Source organism: Spirillospora sp. NPDC048911, from assembly GCF_043198015.1.
Taxonomy (GTDB): domain Bacteria; phylum Actinomycetota; class Actinomycetes; order Streptosporangiales; family Streptosporangiaceae; genus Spirillospora.
In genome coordinates, this window is record NZ_JBICUD010000001.1 from 238,812 (window position 1) to 256,496 (window position 17,685).

Annotated in this window: 15 protein-coding genes; 6 read left to right on the forward strand and 9 right to left on the reverse strand. The window is 71.1% G+C overall.

The window, feature by feature from the left end:
- Positions 1-4: 4 nt before the first annotated feature.
- From ACGFNU_RS01130 to ACGFNU_RS01160, 7 genes are all read right to left on the reverse strand, one after another.
- Positions 5-1,225 carry a sensor histidine kinase gene (locus ACGFNU_RS01130; protein WP_392589193.1) on the reverse strand — a complete coding sequence of 407 codons (1,221 nt, stop codon included), beginning with the start codon at positions 1,223-1,225 and terminating at the stop codon, positions 5-7.
- The gene (locus ACGFNU_RS01135; protein WP_392589194.1) at positions 1,222-1,905 is read right to left on the reverse strand and encodes a response regulator transcription factor; all 684 of its coding nucleotides are present in this window, start codon (positions 1,903-1,905) and stop codon (positions 1,222-1,224) included. The genes ACGFNU_RS01130 and ACGFNU_RS01135 overlap by 4 nt, the downstream gene beginning before the upstream one ends.
- A 67-nt stretch (positions 1,906-1,972) precedes the next feature.
- On the reverse strand, positions 1,973-3,319 hold the full coding sequence (locus tag ACGFNU_RS01140; RefSeq protein WP_392589195.1) for a cation:proton antiporter: 1,347 nt from the start codon (positions 3,317-3,319) through the stop codon (positions 1,973-1,975).
- Positions 3,282-4,601: a cytochrome P450 gene (locus ACGFNU_RS01145; RefSeq protein WP_392589196.1), complete on the reverse strand. Its 1,320-nt coding sequence runs from the start codon at positions 4,599-4,601 to the stop codon at positions 3,282-3,284. The genes ACGFNU_RS01140 and ACGFNU_RS01145 overlap by 38 nt, the downstream gene beginning before the upstream one ends.
- Complete coding sequence (locus tag ACGFNU_RS01150) at positions 4,598-5,641, reverse strand: alpha-hydroxy acid oxidase (protein WP_392589197.1); 1,044 nt, start codon at positions 5,639-5,641, stop codon at positions 4,598-4,600. Before ACGFNU_RS01150 ends, ACGFNU_RS01145 begins: the two co-directional genes overlap by 4 nt.
- Complete coding sequence (locus ACGFNU_RS01155) at positions 5,625-7,190, reverse strand: NAD(P)-binding domain-containing protein (protein WP_392589198.1); 1,566 nt, start codon at positions 7,188-7,190, stop codon at positions 5,625-5,627. The genes ACGFNU_RS01150 and ACGFNU_RS01155 overlap by 17 nt, the downstream gene beginning before the upstream one ends.
- 114 nt (positions 7,191-7,304) lie before the next feature.
- Entirely contained in the window at positions 7,305-8,798 is a 1,494-nt protein-coding gene (locus tag ACGFNU_RS01160) for a class I adenylate-forming enzyme family protein (RefSeq protein ID WP_392589199.1), read from the reverse strand.
- A gap of 92 nt (positions 8,799-8,890) precedes the next feature.
- Between ACGFNU_RS01160 and ACGFNU_RS01165 the strand changes: the two genes are divergently transcribed.
- The gene (locus tag ACGFNU_RS01165; protein WP_392589200.1) at positions 8,891-9,580 is read left to right on the forward strand and encodes a sulfotransferase family protein; all 690 of its coding nucleotides are present in this window, start codon (positions 8,891-8,893) and stop codon (positions 9,578-9,580) included.
- Positions 9,581-9,969: 389 nt separating this feature from the next.
- A complete protein-coding gene (locus tag ACGFNU_RS01170; protein ID WP_392589201.1) occupies positions 9,970-10,407 on the forward strand; it encodes an SRPBCC family protein in 438 nt (145 codons plus the stop codon).
- A 30-nt stretch (positions 10,408-10,437) separates the two neighbouring features.
- On the opposite strand, the gene ACGFNU_RS01175 is transcribed toward ACGFNU_RS01170, so the two are convergent.
- Together ACGFNU_RS01175 and ACGFNU_RS01180 are read right to left on the reverse strand one after the other, a co-directional pair.
- Entirely contained in the window at positions 10,438-10,749 is a 312-nt protein-coding gene (locus ACGFNU_RS01175) for an L-rhamnose mutarotase (protein ID WP_392589202.1), read from the reverse strand.
- Positions 10,750-10,771: 22 nt separating this feature from the next.
- Positions 10,772-11,422 carry a GntR family transcriptional regulator gene (locus ACGFNU_RS01180; protein ID WP_392589203.1) on the reverse strand — a complete coding sequence of 217 codons (651 nt, stop codon included), beginning with the start codon at positions 11,420-11,422 and terminating at the stop codon, positions 10,772-10,774.
- Positions 11,423-11,542: 120 nt separating this feature from the next.
- Between ACGFNU_RS01180 and ACGFNU_RS01185 the strand changes: the two genes are divergently transcribed.
- From ACGFNU_RS01185 to ACGFNU_RS01200, 4 genes are all read left to right on the forward strand, one after another.
- Complete coding sequence (locus ACGFNU_RS01185; RefSeq protein WP_392589204.1) at positions 11,543-13,201, forward strand: L-lactate permease; 1,659 nt, start codon at positions 11,543-11,545, stop codon at positions 13,199-13,201.
- A gap of 18 nt (positions 13,202-13,219) precedes the next feature.
- A complete protein-coding gene (locus ACGFNU_RS01190) occupies positions 13,220-14,356 on the forward strand; it encodes a glycerate kinase (protein WP_392589205.1) in 1,137 nt (378 codons plus the stop codon).
- Positions 14,357-14,458: 102 nt separating this feature from the next.
- Positions 14,459-16,222, forward strand: a complete 1,764-nt coding sequence (locus tag ACGFNU_RS01195) for an FAD-dependent oxidoreductase (RefSeq protein ID WP_392589206.1) — start codon at positions 14,459-14,461, stop codon at positions 16,220-16,222.
- 108 nt (positions 16,223-16,330) lie between these two features.
- Entirely contained in the window at positions 16,331-17,548 is a 1,218-nt protein-coding gene (locus tag ACGFNU_RS01200; protein WP_392589207.1) for an Ig-like domain-containing protein, read from the forward strand.
- Positions 17,549-17,685 lie beyond the last annotated feature (137 nt).

Sequence of the window (17,685 nt, forward strand, 5' to 3'; positions counted from 1 at the left end):
CCCGCTACGACGGAGCGGCGGGTGGGAGGTCGGTCTCTGGGGCGGCGGGGAGGCGGACGGTGAAGGTCGCGCCTGCTCCGGGGCGGCCGTCCGCGGTGATCGTGCCGCCGTGACCGTCGACCACCTCGCGGACGAGGGCGAGGCCCAGGCCGAAGCCTCCCGGGCCGCCGACGAACCTCGTGAACAGCCGTTCCGCGTCGCGTGGGTCGAGGCCCTCGCCGTCGTCCTGGACGGTGAGCGTCACCGTCGGACCGCCCGCCAGGGTCAGCTTGATGTGGCCTCCCTTGCCGGTGTGGCCGAGCGCGTTGTCGAGGAGGGCGGAGACCACGCGGCGCAGCGCCGACTCCGCGCCGCGGACGATGTGGTCGCCGGGCCCCTGCCGCCGGACCTCGATCGTCACCCCGCTCGCCTTGGCCCGCGCCGCCTCGGCCACGGCGAGCTCGTCCGCGAGCGCGGCGAGGTCGACCGGACGGCACGGCCGTCGCATCCGCCCGAACTGCGCCGACAGCAGCAGGTCGTCGACCACCTCGCCGAACTGGCGGGTCCCGGCGATCAACCGGTCCACCTCCTCGGTCACGTCGTCGCCCTGCCGCAGCTGGTAGGCGATGAGCTGGGCGCGGGTGTGCAGACGTGTGAGCGGCGTGCGCAGCTCGTGGCTGGCGTCGGCCACGAAACGACGCTGCCGTACGAGCGCCTCGCCCAGCGGCGCGATCGCCCGCCGGGCCAGGACCTGGCCGATCAGCAGCGAGCCGAGCAGGCCGGTGACCTCCGTGGCGGCCAGCGTGTGCAGGAGCCGCCGCCGTTCCGCGTGCTGCTGCCGCAGGTCCATGGCCGCCTGGACCACAGTGCCCCCACGCCACCTTGTGTGCACGAGGTAGTCGTGGCCTCCGAGCGCGGCCTGGTCGGTCTGCTCGCCACCGGCGACACGGCTCAAGGCCGGCGTGAACGGCAGCTCCGCCGGGGCGCCCGGAGAACGCTGGACGACGCCTCCGCGGACCTCGAAGAGCCAGACGCAGTGCGGATGCTGGGCAAGGGAGGCACTGCGCGTCGCAGACGCGAGGTCCCTGCGCGCGGCAGCGTCCTGGCCGCTCACGGTGACGGCGTACACCAGCGTTCCGGCCAGCGCGATGACCAGGGAGATCACCCCGGCGATCTGGAGGGTGACCACCCGCCGGGTCCGGAGCAGCAGGCGCCGCTCGGGATCGGAGTGGCCTCCGGCGTTCACAGCTCGCCCACGCGGTAGCCGACGCCACGCACGGTGCGCACGACGTCCGGGCCCAGCTTGTTGCGCAGGTAGTAGACGTAGGTGTCGACGATCGACTCGGCCCGGGCGCCGTCGAACACGCCGTGCCGCAGCGAGGCGCGGGTGTGCACGTGCCGGGGACGGGCCGCGAGCGCGCGCAGCAGGCGGCACTCCTGGCCGGAGAGCGTCACGTCCTCGCCGGTCGGCAGGCGGACGACCTGGCCCTCGGAGTCCAGCCAGCCGGCACCGAGCGGCAGCAGCGGCGCGTGGTCCAGGTGGCGGCGGTGCAGTGCGCGGACCCGCGCCAGCAGTTCGTCGATCTCGAACGGCTTGACCAGGTAGTCCTCGGCCCCCGCGTCGAGCCCGGAGACCCGGTCGGCGACGGTGCCGAACGCGGTGAGCACCAGGGCGGGGACCGTCACGGCCCGCCGGCGCAGGCGGCGGATGAGCTCCACGCCGTCGAGCACCGGCAGGCCGCGGTCGATGATCATCGCGTCGTATCCCCGGGTCAGCGCCAGATGGAGGCCGCGCTGGCCCTCCAGGGCCAGGTCCACGGTGTAGCGCTGGCCGGTGAAGAGACCGGCCAGCATCTGTCCGAGATCACGGTCGTCCTCGACGATCAGTAGCCGCCGGGCGGATCGGTCGGCTGATCTTTCGGCCACGCGTCCACAGTCGCATCCGGGTCCACCGGTCGCCAGAGATAGGGGCAATTGTGGACAATTCGGATGGTCATTGAACCGGCCCCGCGACTGACACGTCCGATGCCGCCTCGCCGCCGGGCTCGCGCCGCCCGGCTTCCCGGCCGGGTTCGAGCCGCTCCGGCAGGGCCGCCTTGTAGAGCGGCAGGGCGCTCGCGGTCGTGATGATGGCGACGAGCACGAGCATGGCGAACAGCTCCTGCGTGATCATCCCGTGGAACAGGCCGATGTTGATGAAGATCAGGATCATCAGCCCGCGCGCGTTCATGAGCGCCCCCACCGCGTACGACTCGCGCCAGGAGAACCCCATCGTCCGCATCGACAGCGCGCAGCCGAAGTACTTGCCGCAGAAGCCCGCCGCCATGATGACGAACAGGGCCATCAGCATCGTGCCGCCCGTGATGCCGTCGAGATGGGTGTTGAGCCCGGAGAACGTGAAGAAGACGGGCAGCAGCAACGTCGAGACGACGCCCATCATCCGGGTGTGCAGCGCCTCGCGGAACGCCGGATCGCGCGGCATGGCCAGCCCGGCGAGGAAGCCGCCGAACACCGCGTACACCCCGATCCAGTCGGTGAGCCAGCCGGCCGCGAGCGGCACGAGGACGACCACGTACATCGCCGTCGGCCCGAACTCGCCGGTCCGGGCGAACTCCCGTCCCAGCGGCCGCAACGCCCGCCGGACGACGACGAGCATCACCACGGCGAACCCGGCGGTCAGCACGATCGTCCGCAACGCCCCGGTCAGGCCGGATCCCAGGTGCACGGCCGTCAGCAGGGCGAGCAGGCACCAGGCGAGGGCGTCGTCCACGGCCGCCGCGAGCAGGGACAGCCGTCCAGGCGCGGTGTTCTGCAACCCCCGCTCGTACAGGATCCTCGCCAGCATCGGGAACGCGGTCAGCGACAGGGCGCCTCCCACGAAGAAGGCGAACTCCAGCCGGCTCACGTCAGGCTTCGACAGCGTGCCCCACAGGAACAGCCCGGCGCCGACACCCAGGGTCAGCGACGGGATGACGCCTGACGCCGCCAGCACTCCGGCCCGCCGCTCCTCTCCCGGTATGCGCGCGCCATGGTCGAGCCCGGCGCCGACAAGGAACATGTAGAGCGTCAGCCCGATCGTGCTCAGCACATACAGGATCGGCCTGACCTGCGTCGGGAAGAGCGCCTTCTGCGCCTCCGGGAACAGCGCGCCGAACAGTGTCGGGCCGAGGAGCACGCCGGCGACCATCTCGCCGAGGACCCGCGGTTGCATCACCATCAGTGCCAGTCGGCCGCAGATTCCGGCCGTCAGCAGGATCACGACGATCGCGGGGAAGACCTTGAGCATCAACTGGAGGTTGGGGTCACCGCCGACCCCGGCTGCCAGGGTGAGTGAGGGCATGGGAAGTCTCCGCTCCTGAGAAGTGACGTTCGCAGAGCCGCAGGTGGCGCGCGTGCAGAACCATGACGGTGCCGAGGACGAACTGGACGAGGCCGCGCCAGACGTCCTCCCACCGATCCCGCACGCGCATGAACAACAGGGCTGGTCTGTGGGCCGAAACGGCTTGGCCGTCGCGAGGGATGAGCAGGGCCGGTCCGCGGTTGGGCAGCGACCGGGTGTGCGAGGCGGTGGTGATGAGCGTGTAGCGCCGCAGGATCTCCCGCGCCGCGACGCGCATGGTGATCGGTGCCAGCCGCCAGGCCGGGCAGGGCCGGTTGGCGGCGACACCGAACGGGATGTGGTTCGCGTCCCGGGTGCTCGCCCGTTCCGACCATCGATCGGGGTCGAACCGGCCGGGCTCGGCGAAGCCCGAACGGTGGAACTCGGGATAGTTGAAGCACACCACCGAGCCTCCGGGGATGCGGATCCCCGAGTCGCCGAGCTCGATGTCGCCGGTGGTGACGCGGTGGGCGATGCCGAAGAGCGGATAGAGCCGGAACGTCTCCGCCATCACCTGGTCGAGGTAGTGATCGTCGTCGTCGGCGCGCACCCTGTCCTGAAGGTCGGGACGCTCGGCGAAGACCATCAGCAGATGGGCCATCGCCTCCGACATCTGGACGACCGCGGTGTTGAAGAACGTGCCTTGCAGGTAGAACGCCTGCTCCTCGGCCGGCAGGCCCTCCGGGAGTGGGCATCGCGCCTCGTCCAGCCGTCCGGAGAGGTACGCGGTCAGCCGGTGCCGCTTTTTCATGTGCCGCAGCCCGGAGCACTTGAGCGCGGTGACGACGTCGTTCGCGTTCCCCACGATCAGGTCGCGGGCCTCGGGCGGGCACGGCCGGCCGAACGCGAGCTCGTAGTAGAACGCGGCCCAGACCGGCATCATCAGATCGCGCAACCGGACGAACCCCGAGCCCGCCCGCACCTCGCTCGCGACACATCGGCGGGTGAGCTCCTCGGCCTCCCTCCGAGGCATGGCGAGAAAGGTGCGCGTCGCTTTGGCCACAGCGTCGTACCGTTCGCCCGCCTCAAGATGCTCTTGGTGAACCTCGGCACCTGGAGACAGCCAGTACCAGAACAGATCCGACAGAGCGGCTCCCTTGCTCCGGCCATTGGCCGCCGGATGGGAGTAGAGCTCCCTGAAGTGCTCCACGTCCACGAGATCTCCGGGGACGGGGATGGCGGCGTCCCCGTTGACCCGGGCGAAGATCCGGCTGCGCAGCGCCGCGACGCGGTCGACCATCATGAGCGCCGCACCATGCCCGGTTCGAGGTCGTCGACGGACGCGCAGCCGCACAGCGTGAGGGCCTGCTCGACCTCGGCGCGCAGCAGTTCCAGCACCCGGCGGGCACCGCGTTCACCGTCGGCCGCCAGCCCCCAGACGACCGGACGACCGATCGCGACCGCCGACGCCCCGAGCGCCAGCGCCTTCAGCACGTCCGTGCCGCGCCGCACGCCACCGTCGAGCAGCACCGGGACGGCTCCGCGGACCTCCGCCACGATCTCGGGCAGCAGCTCGATGGTGGCCGGGACGGTGTCGAGCTGGCGACCGCCGTGGTTGGAGACGATCACGGCCGCCGCCCCGTGCGAGATCGCCGCCCGCGCGTCCTCCGGACGCAGGATTCCCTTGAGGACGATCGGGAGCGCCGTGATCCGCCTCAGCCAGTCGAGGTGGTCCCACGAGATCGAGGGCGACATGACGATCGGCCGGACTCCGCCGTCCCCGTTCACGTCCCGCAGGTTCTCGCAGCACATGCCGTCCGGCAGGTCGTCGAAGCCGTGCCGCAGCTCCCGTTCGCGCACGCCATGCACCGGCGAGTCGGCGGTGACGACCAGGGCACGGCAACCGGCCGCCTCCGCCCGCCGCACGATCGCTTCGGTGAAGGCCAGGTCCGGCTGGATGTAAAGCTGGAACCACAGCGCCGCCTCGGGCGCCGCCGCCGCGACCTCCTCGACGGCGACCGTCGACGCCATGCTCACGATCATGATCGTCTCGGCCGCGGCGGCCGCCCGTGCCGTCGCCCGCTCTCCCTCGGGATCGGCCAGCCGGTGGAACGCGGTGGGGGCCACCAGCACCGGCGTCGCGGCCCGATGACCCAGCACGGTGACGTCCGACCGGAGCTTCCCGGCGCCGCGCAGCACGCGCGGCAGCAGCGCCAGCCGTCCGAACGCGGCCTCGTTGGCCCGCAGCGTCACCTCGTCGCCGGCGCCCCCGGCGAAGTAATCGTAGTGCGCCGGGTCGAGCCGCTCGCGAGCCAGGGCCTCGAACTCACGCAGGCTGAACATGGCGGGCGAAGAAGGCGCGCAGGGGTTCGACGTGCACCTCCTGGGAGGTCCACTCGTTCTCCAGGTTCTCCGTGACGTGGTGAACGACCGGCGGCGCGCCTCCCGGCGGGTGATACCGGACGATCGGGTGCAGGTAGTGGCCCTCGGCCGCCCGTGCGGCGTCGTTCTGCCGGATCCTGCCCACCGAGATGTCGAACGGGTCGACCTGGTCGTGCTCGGGCCCGTAGTCCAGCGTGATCCTGAAGCACCCGAAGTCGTGCGGGACCGGCGGATCGAGATCGACCGGCAGCTCCTCCAGATAGCGCGCCCCGCCCTGCCCGTCCGGGACGATGGCGTCGCCCATCAGCCCGAACTGCTGCCAGAGCGCCGACGTGCGGTTGACGCGTTCGATCACCGCCGCCGCGAGCGCCTCCGGCACCGCCGGCAGGTCGCGGGACGGCCACGCGGCGTCGTGGTAACGGTGTTCCAGGACGCGGTGCAGCGCGCGGACGCCGTACCGGAAGCCGTGGATGAACCCGCTGGTGCCGTGCTTGAAGTCGCGGGACTGCGTGATCGTCCCGGCGAAGTAGAGATCGGGCACGTCGGCCGACTCGTAGGCGGGCGTCAGCGCCGGGAACCTGTCCCGGATCGTCAGCGCGGGCCGGCAGTCCGGCTCGAAGATCGACGCGTCGAACCGGAAGCCGGTGCACACGATCACCCGGTCGTACGGGATGTCCTTGGTGACCTCGTTGGCGCGCGCGAAGCTCACCGTCACCAGGAACGAGCCGTCCGCCTGCTGGTCCACGCGCTTGACGTCGCCGTCGAGGAGCGCGTTCTGCGACTTGAGCTGGTAGGTGTCGAGGAAGTTGTTGTTGACCGCGCGGAGGTGCCCGACGAAGTGGGTCCGCCAGGCCATCCGGACCGAGTTCGGCCCGGCGACGTGGATGACGGCGGCCGTCGCGACCAGGTTGTCCGCGGTCTCGAAGGCCGAGTTGCCCTTGCCGATGATGAGGACGCGGCGGCCGATGTAGTCGGCGGGGTCGGTGGAGGCAGTGTTGTAGACGTCGGCCGCCTCGATGCCCGGAATGGCGGGGAGGTTGGGCCGGCTGACGCCGGTCGCGACGACCAGCCGCCGCGCCTCGTACGTCCGGCCGTGCCGGTCGGTCACCCGGAAGGGGCCCGCGCCGTCCGGACGGGCGACCTGGACGGCGCGCGCGTCATGGACCACGGGCAGCTCACACGCGCGGGCGTAGTCGCCGAGGTAGCTCACCATGTCGTCCGCGTGGGGGAAGTACCGGTCGCTGTAGCGCGTGAACAGCAGGTCCGGGTCGTCCGACAGCAGCGAGTTCCAGTCCATCCGGAGGTTGAGCTCCGGGTCGTCGTAGCCGGTGTGCCTCTTGTTGATCGAGATGAGGGTCCGGTGGCGGGGGAAGGTCCGGAAGAACGTGCCCGGCGCGGGTCCCGCTTCGAGGATCAGATGGCTCCGCCCGGCCCGGTTGAGGAAGTACCCCAGCTGAAGGCCCGCGGGCCCGGCTCCGATCACCAGGTAGTCCAGGGTGTTGTCCGGCACGGTCGCCTCCGTGGGAGCGATGCGATGTGATTGAACGGACAACCTCGATGTTCGCGGGCAATCCTCAGAGAACGATCAGAAAGCCGAGCCGGGGATCGGAAACCCCGTCCGGGATCAGAAAGCCGTCCGGGGGTCGGGCAGCGGCGCGGGATGGGACACGAGCAGGGCCGCCTTGTCGGGTTTGCCGCTCGCGGCGACCGGCACCCCGGCCACGGTCGTGATCGTCCGGGGCACGCTGTCGGCGCCGAGCTCGGCGCGGACCAGCGCGCGCAGCGCCTCTCGGTCCGGCTCCCGCCCGCCCGCCGGCACGACGAACGCGTGGACGGCCTCACCCGTCCGGTCGTCGGGCGCTCCGACGACGTACGCCTCGATGACGTCCGGATGGCGGGCCAGCACGCCCTCGATGGGCCCCGCGTACACCACCATCGCGTTCACCATGATCGCGTCGCGGGTGCGGCCGGTGAGGTACAGGAACCCGTCGTCGTCCAGGTGGCCGAGGTCGCGCGTCCGCAGCCAGCCGTCCCGCAGCGTCTCGGCGGTCTCCGCCTCGTCCGCCCAGTAGCCCGCCATCAGGTACGGGCTGCGCACGTAGATCTCACCGTCCCGCACGCTGAGCTCCACGCGCGGATGCGGGCGGCCGACCGAGGCCAGCACGCGGCCGGGCCCGCGCGCGATGTCGGCGGGGGTGAGCATCGAGACGTTGCCCGCCTCGGTCTGCCCGTACCCCTGGTAGATCACGGGTCCGAGCCGGTCCACCGCCGCCGCCAGCCGGTCCGGGCTGAGCGGCGACCCGGAGACCATCAGCCCGCGCAGGCTGCCGACGTCCACCGGCTCCTCGGCGAGCAGATCGAGCATCCCGCGCAACCGCGGCACGGTGATGATGGAGCCGGTGATCCCGTAGCGCTCGATAGCGTACGGGAACAGCGGCCGCCCGTCGTCCGCCGGGATCACCGCCGTGCCCTCCCCCAGCACGCACAGCGCCAGGAACTCCATGACGACCATGCTGGCCAGCGTCCCGAACACCAGGTAGCGCTCGAACGCGCCGGAGAGCTCCCGCGCGAGCGGCGACCACACGCGCGGCTGCCATGTCCAGTGCTCGCCCAGCGCCCGATAGGTGATCGCACACCCTTTCGGCCGTCCCGTGCTGCCGCTGGTGAAGTTGAGGGCGGCGACGTCGTCTGGACGGGCCGTCACCTCGACCGGCCGCCCTGCGCCACCACACTCCTCAAGCGACATCACCGGAATCGCCCCGGCCGCCGCGAGCAGGTCCGGCGTCGCGGTCGAGCGATCCACCACGAGGGCTTCGACGCCCATCCCGAGGACATGGGCGAGCTGCCCGCCCGCGTACCCCTGCCGGACTCCCACCACCCTGCATCCCAGGACGTGCGCACCCATCTGGACCGCGAACGCCTCGGGCGAGACCGCCGTGCAGATGGCGAGCCCCTGCCCAGGCCCCAGCCCGGCCTGGCGCAGCGCGCCCGCCCAGCCCCAGATCATCTCCAGCAGCTCGCCTCGCGAGACGCTCCGGCCGCCCTGCTCGAACACCGCCCGGCCAGGCGAACTCCGCAGCGCGGCGATGACACATCCTGGAAATCCCTCATCGTCCATGGCTCAGCTCCATTGCCACAGCGGCCGTAACGACATACAACCGGCTCATCGCCCTGCAAGGTAGACGGCACAGATCAGAGACGGATCAGACTGTGAAGGTCATTGGCGCGGGCTTCGGCCGGACGGGCACGAAATCGCTGAAGGCGGCCCTGGAGATGCTGGGCTTCGGGCCCTGCTACCACATGTCCGAGGTCATCGCCGAGCCGTTCCGGGTGCGGCAGTGGCTGGACGTCGGCGAGGGGCGCGCCTCCGGCTGGGACGAGATCTTCGACGGCTACCAGGCGGCGGTCGACTGGCCCGCCGCCTCCTACTGGCGCGAGCTGGCCGAGCACTATCCGGAGTCGAAGGTGATCCTGACCGTTCGCCACCCGGCGCGGTGGTACGACAGCGTCAGCGAGACCATCTTCGCCAGCGCGCTCGCCGAACGGCGCCCGCTCCCGCTCCGCCGCCGCGTCGTCCGCTGGCTGGTAGGCCGCCGGTCGCCCGACTTCGCCCTCTACCCGCGCATGGCCAGGGCCACGGTCATGGACCGGATCTTCGACGGCCGGATCGACGACCGCGACCATGTCATGAAGGTCTTCGAACGCCACATCGCCGAGGTCAAGGCCACGATCCCGCCCGAGCGCCTGCTGGTCTTCGAGGCCCGCGACGGCTGGGGCCCGCTGTGCGCGTTCCTCGGCGTCCCCGTGCCCGCCGAGCCGTACCCGCAGGTGAACGAACGCGCCGCGTTCCAGCGCAAACGGCCCCGCAGGCTGCTCAACCTCATCATCCGAGGCCGCTGAAGCCGAGCCCGCGCGGTTCGCGCCCGCGCGGTTCGCGCCCGCGCGACCCACGTCCGCGCAACCCGCGCCCATGCGAGCCGCGTCCGCGCGACCAGGCCTGGCGCCAGGCCCATCACCACGTTGAACGCCAGGTCGGTGAGGAACAGCATCAGCCCGCCGACGAACAGGGGCTCCAGCCCGGCGGTGCCCGTGACCAGCGAAGCCGCGAGCAGGTCCCACCAGAGCTTGACCGACCAGGCACCCAGGCCCAGCCGCAGCGCCAGCCGTCCGATCACCACCGATGCGTCCATGCAATGCAGACTCGGCGGACCCCCTGACACTCATCGCACAATCCGCTGACGATCTCTGATCGCGCGCTGACAGCGGCACGGGTGCGAGAGGATGGCGTCATGGGACAGGTCACCGCCACCGCAGAGAAGACGCTCACCGCAGGCCCCGCGAAGGTGGTCGCCGCGCTCGGCGACTACACGGGCGTCCGGAGCAGGATCCTCACCGAGCACTTCAGCGAGTACGAGGTGCGGGAGGGCGGGCAGGGCGAGGGCACGGTGGTGCACTGGAAGCTGGCCGCGACCAGCAAGCGCGTGCGCGACTGCCTGATCTCCGCCAGCGTCCCGGGAGAGCACAGCCTGGTCGAACGCGACGCCAACTCCACCATGGTCACCACCTGGACCGTGGTGCCGGAGGGCACGGGCTCACGCGTCCAGGTCACGACGACCTGGGACGGCGCGGGCGGCGTCGGCGGCTTCTTCGAGCGCCGCTTCGCCCCCGGCGGGCTGCGCGGCATCTACGAGGCCCAGCTGGCGAAGCTGGAGACCGAGCTCTCCTGACGAGAACCCGGCCTCAAGAGCCGCCCGACGTCAGAGCTGCCAGACGACGGGCAGTGTCTGGTCTCCGCCCTCGGCCGAGTAGTCGTGCTTGACGTCCAGCAGCTCGCCCATGCGGGCCTGCCAGACGGTGTTGATCTCCAGACGGCCGACCTCGGCGAGCAGCGTGGCGTAGTCCTCGCAGTCGATCACGTGGAAGAGATCGAGGCCGCTGCGCCAGATCGTCCATTCGCGGGCGCCGGCGGCGCGGATGGCCGCGGTCAGCTCGGGCGGCACCTCGCGGTGGGCGGCCTCGTACTCGGCCTCCTTGCCGGGGCGCAGGCGGGTGTGCAGGGCGACGCGCATGGATCTCCCGATCGGCTGGGCTTCAGGTGAGCTTGGCGAGCAGTTGGTGGCGGGCCCTCGTGAGATGGAACGCGAGGGCCTCGTCGGCGCGGCCGGGCGCGCCGGCGGCGATGGCGTCGAGGACGGCCTGGTGCTCGTCGGCGATCTCGGTGATGCGGAGCAGCTCGTACGCCTGCACCTGCGCCATGCAGAGCCGCATCTCGGCCATGATCGAGTCGTGCACGCGGCTCAGCCGGGGACTGCCGAGGGCGGCCACGAGTGATCGGTGGAACCGGACGTCGGGCTCGACGATCGCGGTGCTCGACCCGCCGGGCTCGCCCAGCACGCGGATCTCGGCCTGGGCCTGCAGAGCGGCCGCCGGCACCAGCTTCTGTTGCGCGAGCTCGCGCATGACCTGGCGTTCGAGGAGCGTCCGAGAGAAGTAGAGGTCGGCGACATCGGCCGCGTCGAAGACCGGGACCCGCGCGCTCCTGTGCGCGCCACGGCGGAGCAGCCCCTCGCTGACGAGCCGTTCGATGGCGGCCTTGGCGGTGGGCCGGGCCACCTCGTACTCCCCGGCGACCTCGGTCTCGGTCAGCACGGTGCCGCCGGGCAGCCGGCCGTCGAGCATGCGTTCGCGAAGCTCCCCGACCAGCGCGTCGACGAGCGATCTCGCCTGCAATCTCACGCCCATGGCACCCCCTGCCGGAGGATTATTCCACGCGCATCCTTGACTGTCGTGCGTACTTGTCTTACAAGTATACGAACCTCGTTCTGGAACGCGCCAAGCGGGCTCCCACCTCCAGGAGGATTCGTGTACCGCCAAGTCCTCGACCCGCTCGCCGGGTCGCTGGCACTCTCCGCGCTCTGCGCGGCGGTGCCACTGCTCACCTTGTTCGTGCTCCTCGGCGTCTTCCGGGTCAAGGCCCATATCGCCGCGATCACCTCGCTCGTGCTGGCCATCGCCATGGCCGTGGGCGTCTGGGAGATGCCGCTGTCGCAGGGAATGTCCAGTGCGGCCGAAGGCGGCTTCTACGGCCTGTTCCCGATCCTGTGGATCCTGGTGAACGCGCTGTGGATCTACCGGCTCACCGAGGTCACCGGATGGTTCGGCGTGCTGCGGCGGTCGATCCGCACCGTCTCCCCCGACCAGCGCATCCAGGCCATCCTCATCGCGTTCTGTTTCGGCGCGCTGATCGAGGCACTGGCGGGCTTCGGCACGCCGGTGGCGATCACCGCGGTCATGCTGATCGCGGTCGGGATCGACCCGATCAAGGCGGCGACCGTGGCGCTGGTCGCCAACACCGCGCCGGTCGCGTTCGGCAGCATGGGCGTCCCGCTGACCACGATGGCGGGCGTGACCGGGCTGCCGCTGGACGACCTCGGCGCGATGGCGGGCCGCCAGACGCCGGTGATCGCCGCGTTCATCCCGCTCGTCCTGGTCTTCCTGGTGGACGGCAAGCGCGGCGTCAAGCAGACGTGGCCGGTCGCCGTCGTGGCCGGTCTCGCGTTCGCGGTCGGCCAGTTCTTCGCCGCCAACTACGTCAGCGTCGAGGTCACCGACATCATCGCCGGTGTCGTCGCGGTCGTGGCGGTGCTGGGCTTCCTGCGTGTCTGGACGCCGGGAGAGGTACACCAGGGCACGCAGGTCGCCACGGTCGGCGGCGGATCGGTGGAGGACGAGGCCGAAAGCAAGACGTTCGACGCCGAGATGCGGCGCCGGGAGACCGGCGAGGGCAGCGCGCTCATGGCGTTCGCCCCGTACCTCGTCATCGTGGTGCTCTTCTCGTTCACCCAGCTCGGCCCGATCAAGGACTGGCTGGCGACGAACGGGGTCTACCAGTTCACCTGGCCCGGACTCGACGTGGTGTCGCCCTCGGGCAAGCCCGCGAGCGCGATGACGTTCAAGCTGGAGCACCTCAAGGCGGCGGGCACGATTCTGCTGGTCGCGGGCCTGATCACGATGGCGCTCTACCGCGTCGGCCCGGGCCGGGCGGTTCGCGCGTACGGCGCCACCCTGCACCAGCTTCGCTGGACCGTCGTCACCGTCATGTCGGTGCTCGCGCTGGCCTGGGTCATGAACCTGTCCGGCCAGACCGCCACGCTCGGCACCGCGCTCGCCCAGTCCGGCGAGGCGTTCGCCCTGCTCTCGCCGATCGTCGGCTGGCTCGGGGTCGCGGTGACCGGCTCGGACACCTCGGCGAACTCGCTGTTCGGGGTACTCCAGGTGACGGCGGCCAAGGAGACCGGCCTCGATCCCGTCCTGCTCGCCGCCGCCAACTCCACCGGCGGCGTGCTCGGCAAGATGATCTCGCCGCAGAACCTGGCCGTCGCCGCCGCGGCGATCGGCATGTCCGGCAGCGAGAGCACGATCTTCCGCCGGGTGATCGGCTGGAGCCTCGGCCTCACCGCGGCGTTCGCGGTCTTCATCTATCTCCAGTCCACGCCGGTCCTCGGCTGGATGACCGTCTAACCGAAGGGAACATCGACTGTGCGCGTCATCTGCGCTCCTGACAAGCTGCGCGGCTCGCTCGACGCCGCCGCGACCGCCGCCGCCCTCGCCGCCGGGGTCCGCGCCGCCGGCGGCGAGCCCGTCGAGCACCCGCTCGCCGACGGCGGCGAGGGTTCGCGCGGCACCGTGCAGGAGGCGCGCGGCGGCACGGTCCTCGACGTGGACGCCGTGGACGCGTTCGGGCGTCCCTGGCGGGCCAAGGTCGGCCGCCTCGACGACGGCACCGCGATCGTCGAGGCGGCCGAGGCGGTCGGCTGGGGGGCGCTGGCCGAGGGCGAGCGCGACCCGATGCGCGCGTCCAGCGCGGGCCTCGCCGCCCCGCTCCTGGCCGCCGCCGAAGGGGGCGCGCGGCGCGTCGTCGTCTTTCTCGGGGGCACGGCCACCATGGACGGCGGGACCGGCCTCCTCGCGTCCCTCGGCGCCGAGATCCTGGACGCCGGGGGACGGAGACTGCCGGGGAGCGGAGCCGATCTGGCCCACGTTCACTCCGTCGATCTCGCGCCGGCCCGCGAACGGCTGAAGGGCGTCGAGCTGGTCGTCGCCGCCGACGTGGTGAGCCCGCTGTACGGGCCGCAGGGCGCCGCCCGGGTCTTCGGCCCGCAGAAGGGCGCCGACCCGGACATGGTCGAGGTGCTGGACGACGGCCTGCGCCGCCTCGCCCCGCTCCTGGGCGTCGGCTCGGGAACCGGCGACGGCGCGGACGCGGCGCCCGGCGGCGGCGCGGCGGGCGGACTCGGCGCGGCCCTGCTGTCGCTCGGCGCGCGGATGGTGCCGGGCGCGGGGCTGATCCGGGAGCTGACCCGGTTCGACGATCTCCTCGCCGGGGCCGACCTCTGTCTCACGGCCGAAGGCAAGGTCGACGCGAGCACCGACGCGGGCAAGACCATCCGCGCCGTGGTGGACGCGTGCGCCGAGGCCGGGGTGCCCTGCGTCGTCCTGGGCGGCACCCTCACCCCGGACGCGCAGCGGCTGTACGAACGCGGCGCCACCGCCGTGCTCTCCATCGGCCCCGGCCCGCGCGACCTCGGCACCGCCCTGCGGGAGGCCGGAGCCGACCTCACCGCGACCGCCTACGCCGTCTGCCGCATGATGCGCCCCGGCTCGATTGTCACCTGAGTGATAAAACCGGCGAAAACTATCAAGCCAACTCAATAGCGCCTCAGTCCCGGAACACCCGATCGTAGGGGCCCTCTCCAAGGGCATGCGTGGAGGTGTGGCATGGCAGAGGGGCGTTCGTACGACTTCGACGTGATCGTGGTCGGCTCGGGGTTCGGCGGCAGCGTGGCGGCGCTGCGCCTGGCCGAGAAGGGTTACCGGGTCGCGGTGCTCGAAGCCGGCCGCCGGTTCGACGAGAGCAGCCTGCCCAAGACGTCCTGGCGGCTGCGCCGCTATCTGTGGGCGCCGCGCCTGGGCCTGCGCGGGATCCAGCGCATGCACCTGGTGGGCGGCAAGGCGGGCGTGCTCGTGCTGGCCGGGGCAGGCGTCGGCGGCGGTTCCCTGGTGTACGCCAACACGCTCTACGAGCCGCTCCGCCCGTTCTACACGGACCGGCAGTGGGGGCACATCACCGATTGGCAGGCGGAGCTCGCACCCTTCTACGGCCGGGCCAAGCGCATGTTGGGCGTGACGCTCAACCCGCTCGTGACACCGGCGGACGAGGCGATGGAGAAGGTCGCCAAGCGCATGGGTGTGGGCGACACCTGGCACGTGACCCCGGTAGGCGTCTTCTTCGGCGATGACAGGACAGCCCCTGGAGAGGAGACCGAGGACCCGTACTTCGGCGGTGCCGGGCCGCGCCGGAGCGCCTGCACGGCCTGCGGCGCCTGCATGGTCGGCTGCAAGGTGGGCGCCAAGAACACCCTCGTCAAGAACTACCTCTACCTCGCCGAACAGGCCGGTGTGCAGGTCCTCCCCGACACCACGGTCACCGGGATCACACCACGTGAAGGCGACGGGTACGAGGTCGAGACCATACGGACGCAGGCCATCCCGCTGCGCAGGCCCCGCAGGCTGACCGCCGAACACGTGGTCTTGGCCGCCGGGACGTACGGCACGCAGCAACTCCTTCACCGCATGCGTGCGAGCGGCCGCCTGCCCAACCTCTCGTCCCGCCTGGGCGAGCTGACACGCACCAACTCCGAGGCCCTGCTCGGCGTGGAACGGATGACCGGCTGGCATCGCAAGGGCGACGTCGACCACAGCTCGGGGCTGGCCATCACCTCGTCCTTCCATCCGGACGAGAAGACCCACATCGAGCCGACGCGCTACGGCCCCGGCGACAACCTGATGGGCCTCATCCGAACCCTGCTCATCGACGGCGGCGGCCGTGCCCCGCGCTGGGCGAAGTTCCTCGGCGAGGCGCTCCGCAGGCCGGGACTCATCCTGCGCGCGCTCTCGATCCGCGACTGGTCCAAGCGAACGATCATCGCGCTGGTCATGCAGACGGCCGACAACTCCATCACCGTCACCCAGAAGAGGCGCGGGCTGCTCAGGCGCCGCCGGCTCACCGCGCAGTACGGCATCGGCGAGCCCAACCCCACCTGGATCCCCATCGCCCACGACGCGGTACGGATGCTGGGCGAGGAACTGGACGCGCAGCCGGGCGGCACGTGGTTCGACCTCTTCAACATTCCGACCACCGCCCACTTCCTCGGCGGCTGCGTCATCGGGGACTCGCCCGAGACAGGCGTCATCGACCCGTACCACCGCGTCTACGGCCATCCCGGCCTGCACATCGTGGACGGCTCGGCGGTCACGGCCAACCTGGGCGTCAATCCCTCGCTCACCATCACCGCCCAGGCGGAACGCGCGATGTCGTTCTGGCCCAACCGAGGTGACGAGGACGCGAGACCGACGCTCGGCACGCCATACCAGCGTCTCAGTCCGGTGCCGCCACGAACCCCAGCGGTCCCCGCGCACGCTCCCGCATCAGCACCCCCCGTGGCCACGGCGTCACCCGAACAAGAACGACAAACCCCCTAACGTCGACTGTTACCTGATTGTGACAAACATTTCCCCTCCCGTCCGCATCACATGATCAGGATTGAGGTGGAAGCGAGGGGGAATCGGGTGCGCGGTAGAGCCTTGGTGATGGCGCTCGTCGTGGGGTTCGCGACGGCGGCCTGCGGCGGTGGCGGCGGCGATGGCGGCGCCAAGTCGACCAGCAAGGGCGGCGAGGACGGCGCGCCCAAGCTGACCATCACCCCCGCCCACGGGAACGGCAAGGCCCGGCCGGACGCCGGCGTCGCGATCACGGCCGCGGGCGGCACGCTCAGCCAGGTCGCCGTGAAGCTCAAGGGCGTCGACGTGCCGGGGAAGCTGTCGCCCGACAAGACCAGCTGGCGCTCGACGTGGACGCTCGTCCCCGGCGGCCGCTACCAGGTCTCGGCGACCGCGGCCTCGCCCAAGGGCAAGACGACCACGGCCACCGCCGCGTTCCGCACGACCAAGGAGACCGCGGCCACCAGGATCAACAACGTGGTCCCGAGCGCGAACGAGACGGTCGGCACCGGGATGCCGATCTTCATCCAGTTCACCAAGCCGGTGCCGGAGAAGGCCCGCGCGGCGGTGGAGCGCGCGGTGGAGATCTCCTCGACCACCCCCACCGAGGGCGCCTGGCGCTGGCTGTCCTCCGGTGAGTCGTTCAACGGCCTGCCCTCCCTCGTCTTCCGGCCCCGCCAGCCCTGGAAGCCGCGCCAGAAGGTCGCCGTCACCGTGCACTACGCCGGCCTCAAGATCGGCGACAACGTGTTCGGCGACAAGGACGTCACGCGCAAGTTCCGCGTCGGCGACTCGCACACCGTCACGATCAACTCCAAGACGCACCGGCTGGTGGCCAAGAAGAACGGCCGCACGGTCCGGAGCTGGGGCGTCAGCCTCGGTTCCGGCGGCGAGGTCGTGAACGGGGTCGACCGGCTGCTCACCACGAGCGGGGTCCATCTGACCATGGACCGCAGCCGCATGGAGCGCATGATCTCGCCCGGCAAGAAGAAGGGCGACCCCGGCTACTACGACGAGCAGATCCCGTGGGCGACCCGCATCTCCAACAGCGGCGAGTACATCCACGAGGGCACGTCCCAGCCGTACTGCCTGGGCAGGCAGAACTGCAGCCACGGCTGCGTGCGTTCACCGGGCGACGACGCGCAGTGGTTCTACAACTGGGCCTACCGCGGCGACATCGTCACGATCACCGGCACGGCCCGTTCCCTGGAGTGGTGGAACGGCTGGGGCTACTGGCAGATGTCCTTCGCCAAGTGGACGCAGGGCGGCGCCCTCAAGCAGCCGGTCACCACGTCCCCGCTGACCTGATCGCTGGAGCTCGCGCGAGGTCGCCGGCCCCGATGACCAGGACCATGACGATCTTCTCCCTCGTCGGCCGGCATGCACCACCGGCCACGATGATCTCACCGCCCCCAGAACGGAATACTTTGTTCCGCAGGTTCCGG

Bases quoted from the DNA above. Each gene is read 5' to 3' on its own strand.
- ACGFNU_RS01150 (WP_392589197.1), bottom strand. From the start codon at position 5,641: ATGTTCAGCCTGCGTGAGTTCGAGGCCCTGGCTCGCGAGCGGCTCGAC.
- ACGFNU_RS01200 (WP_392589207.1), top strand. From the start codon at position 16,331: ATGGCGCTCGTCGTGGGGTTCGCGACGGCGGCCTGCGGCGGTGGCGGC.
- ACGFNU_RS01175 (WP_392589202.1), bottom strand. From the start codon at position 10,749: ATGCGCGTCGCCCTGCACACCCGCCTGCGCCCCGGCAAGGAGGCCGAG.
- ACGFNU_RS01170 (WP_392589201.1), top strand. From the start codon at position 9,970: ATGGGACAGGTCACCGCCACCGCAGAGAAGACGCTCACCGCAGGCCCC.
- ACGFNU_RS01195 (WP_392589206.1), top strand. From the start codon at position 14,459: ATGGCAGAGGGGCGTTCGTACGACTTCGACGTGATCGTGGTCGGCTCG.
- ACGFNU_RS01160 (WP_392589199.1), bottom strand. From the start codon at position 8,798: ATGGACGATGAGGGATTTCCAGGATGTGTCATCGCCGCGCTGCGGAGT.
- ACGFNU_RS01180 (WP_392589203.1), bottom strand. From the start codon at position 11,422: ATGGGCGTGAGATTGCAGGCGAGATCGCTCGTCGACGCGCTGGTCGGG.
- ACGFNU_RS01145 (WP_392589196.1), bottom strand. From the start codon at position 4,601: ATGATGGTCGACCGCGTCGCGGCGCTGCGCAGCCGGATCTTCGCCCGG.
- ACGFNU_RS01140 (WP_392589195.1), bottom strand. From the start codon at position 3,319: ATGCCCTCACTCACCCTGGCAGCCGGGGTCGGCGGTGACCCCAACCTC.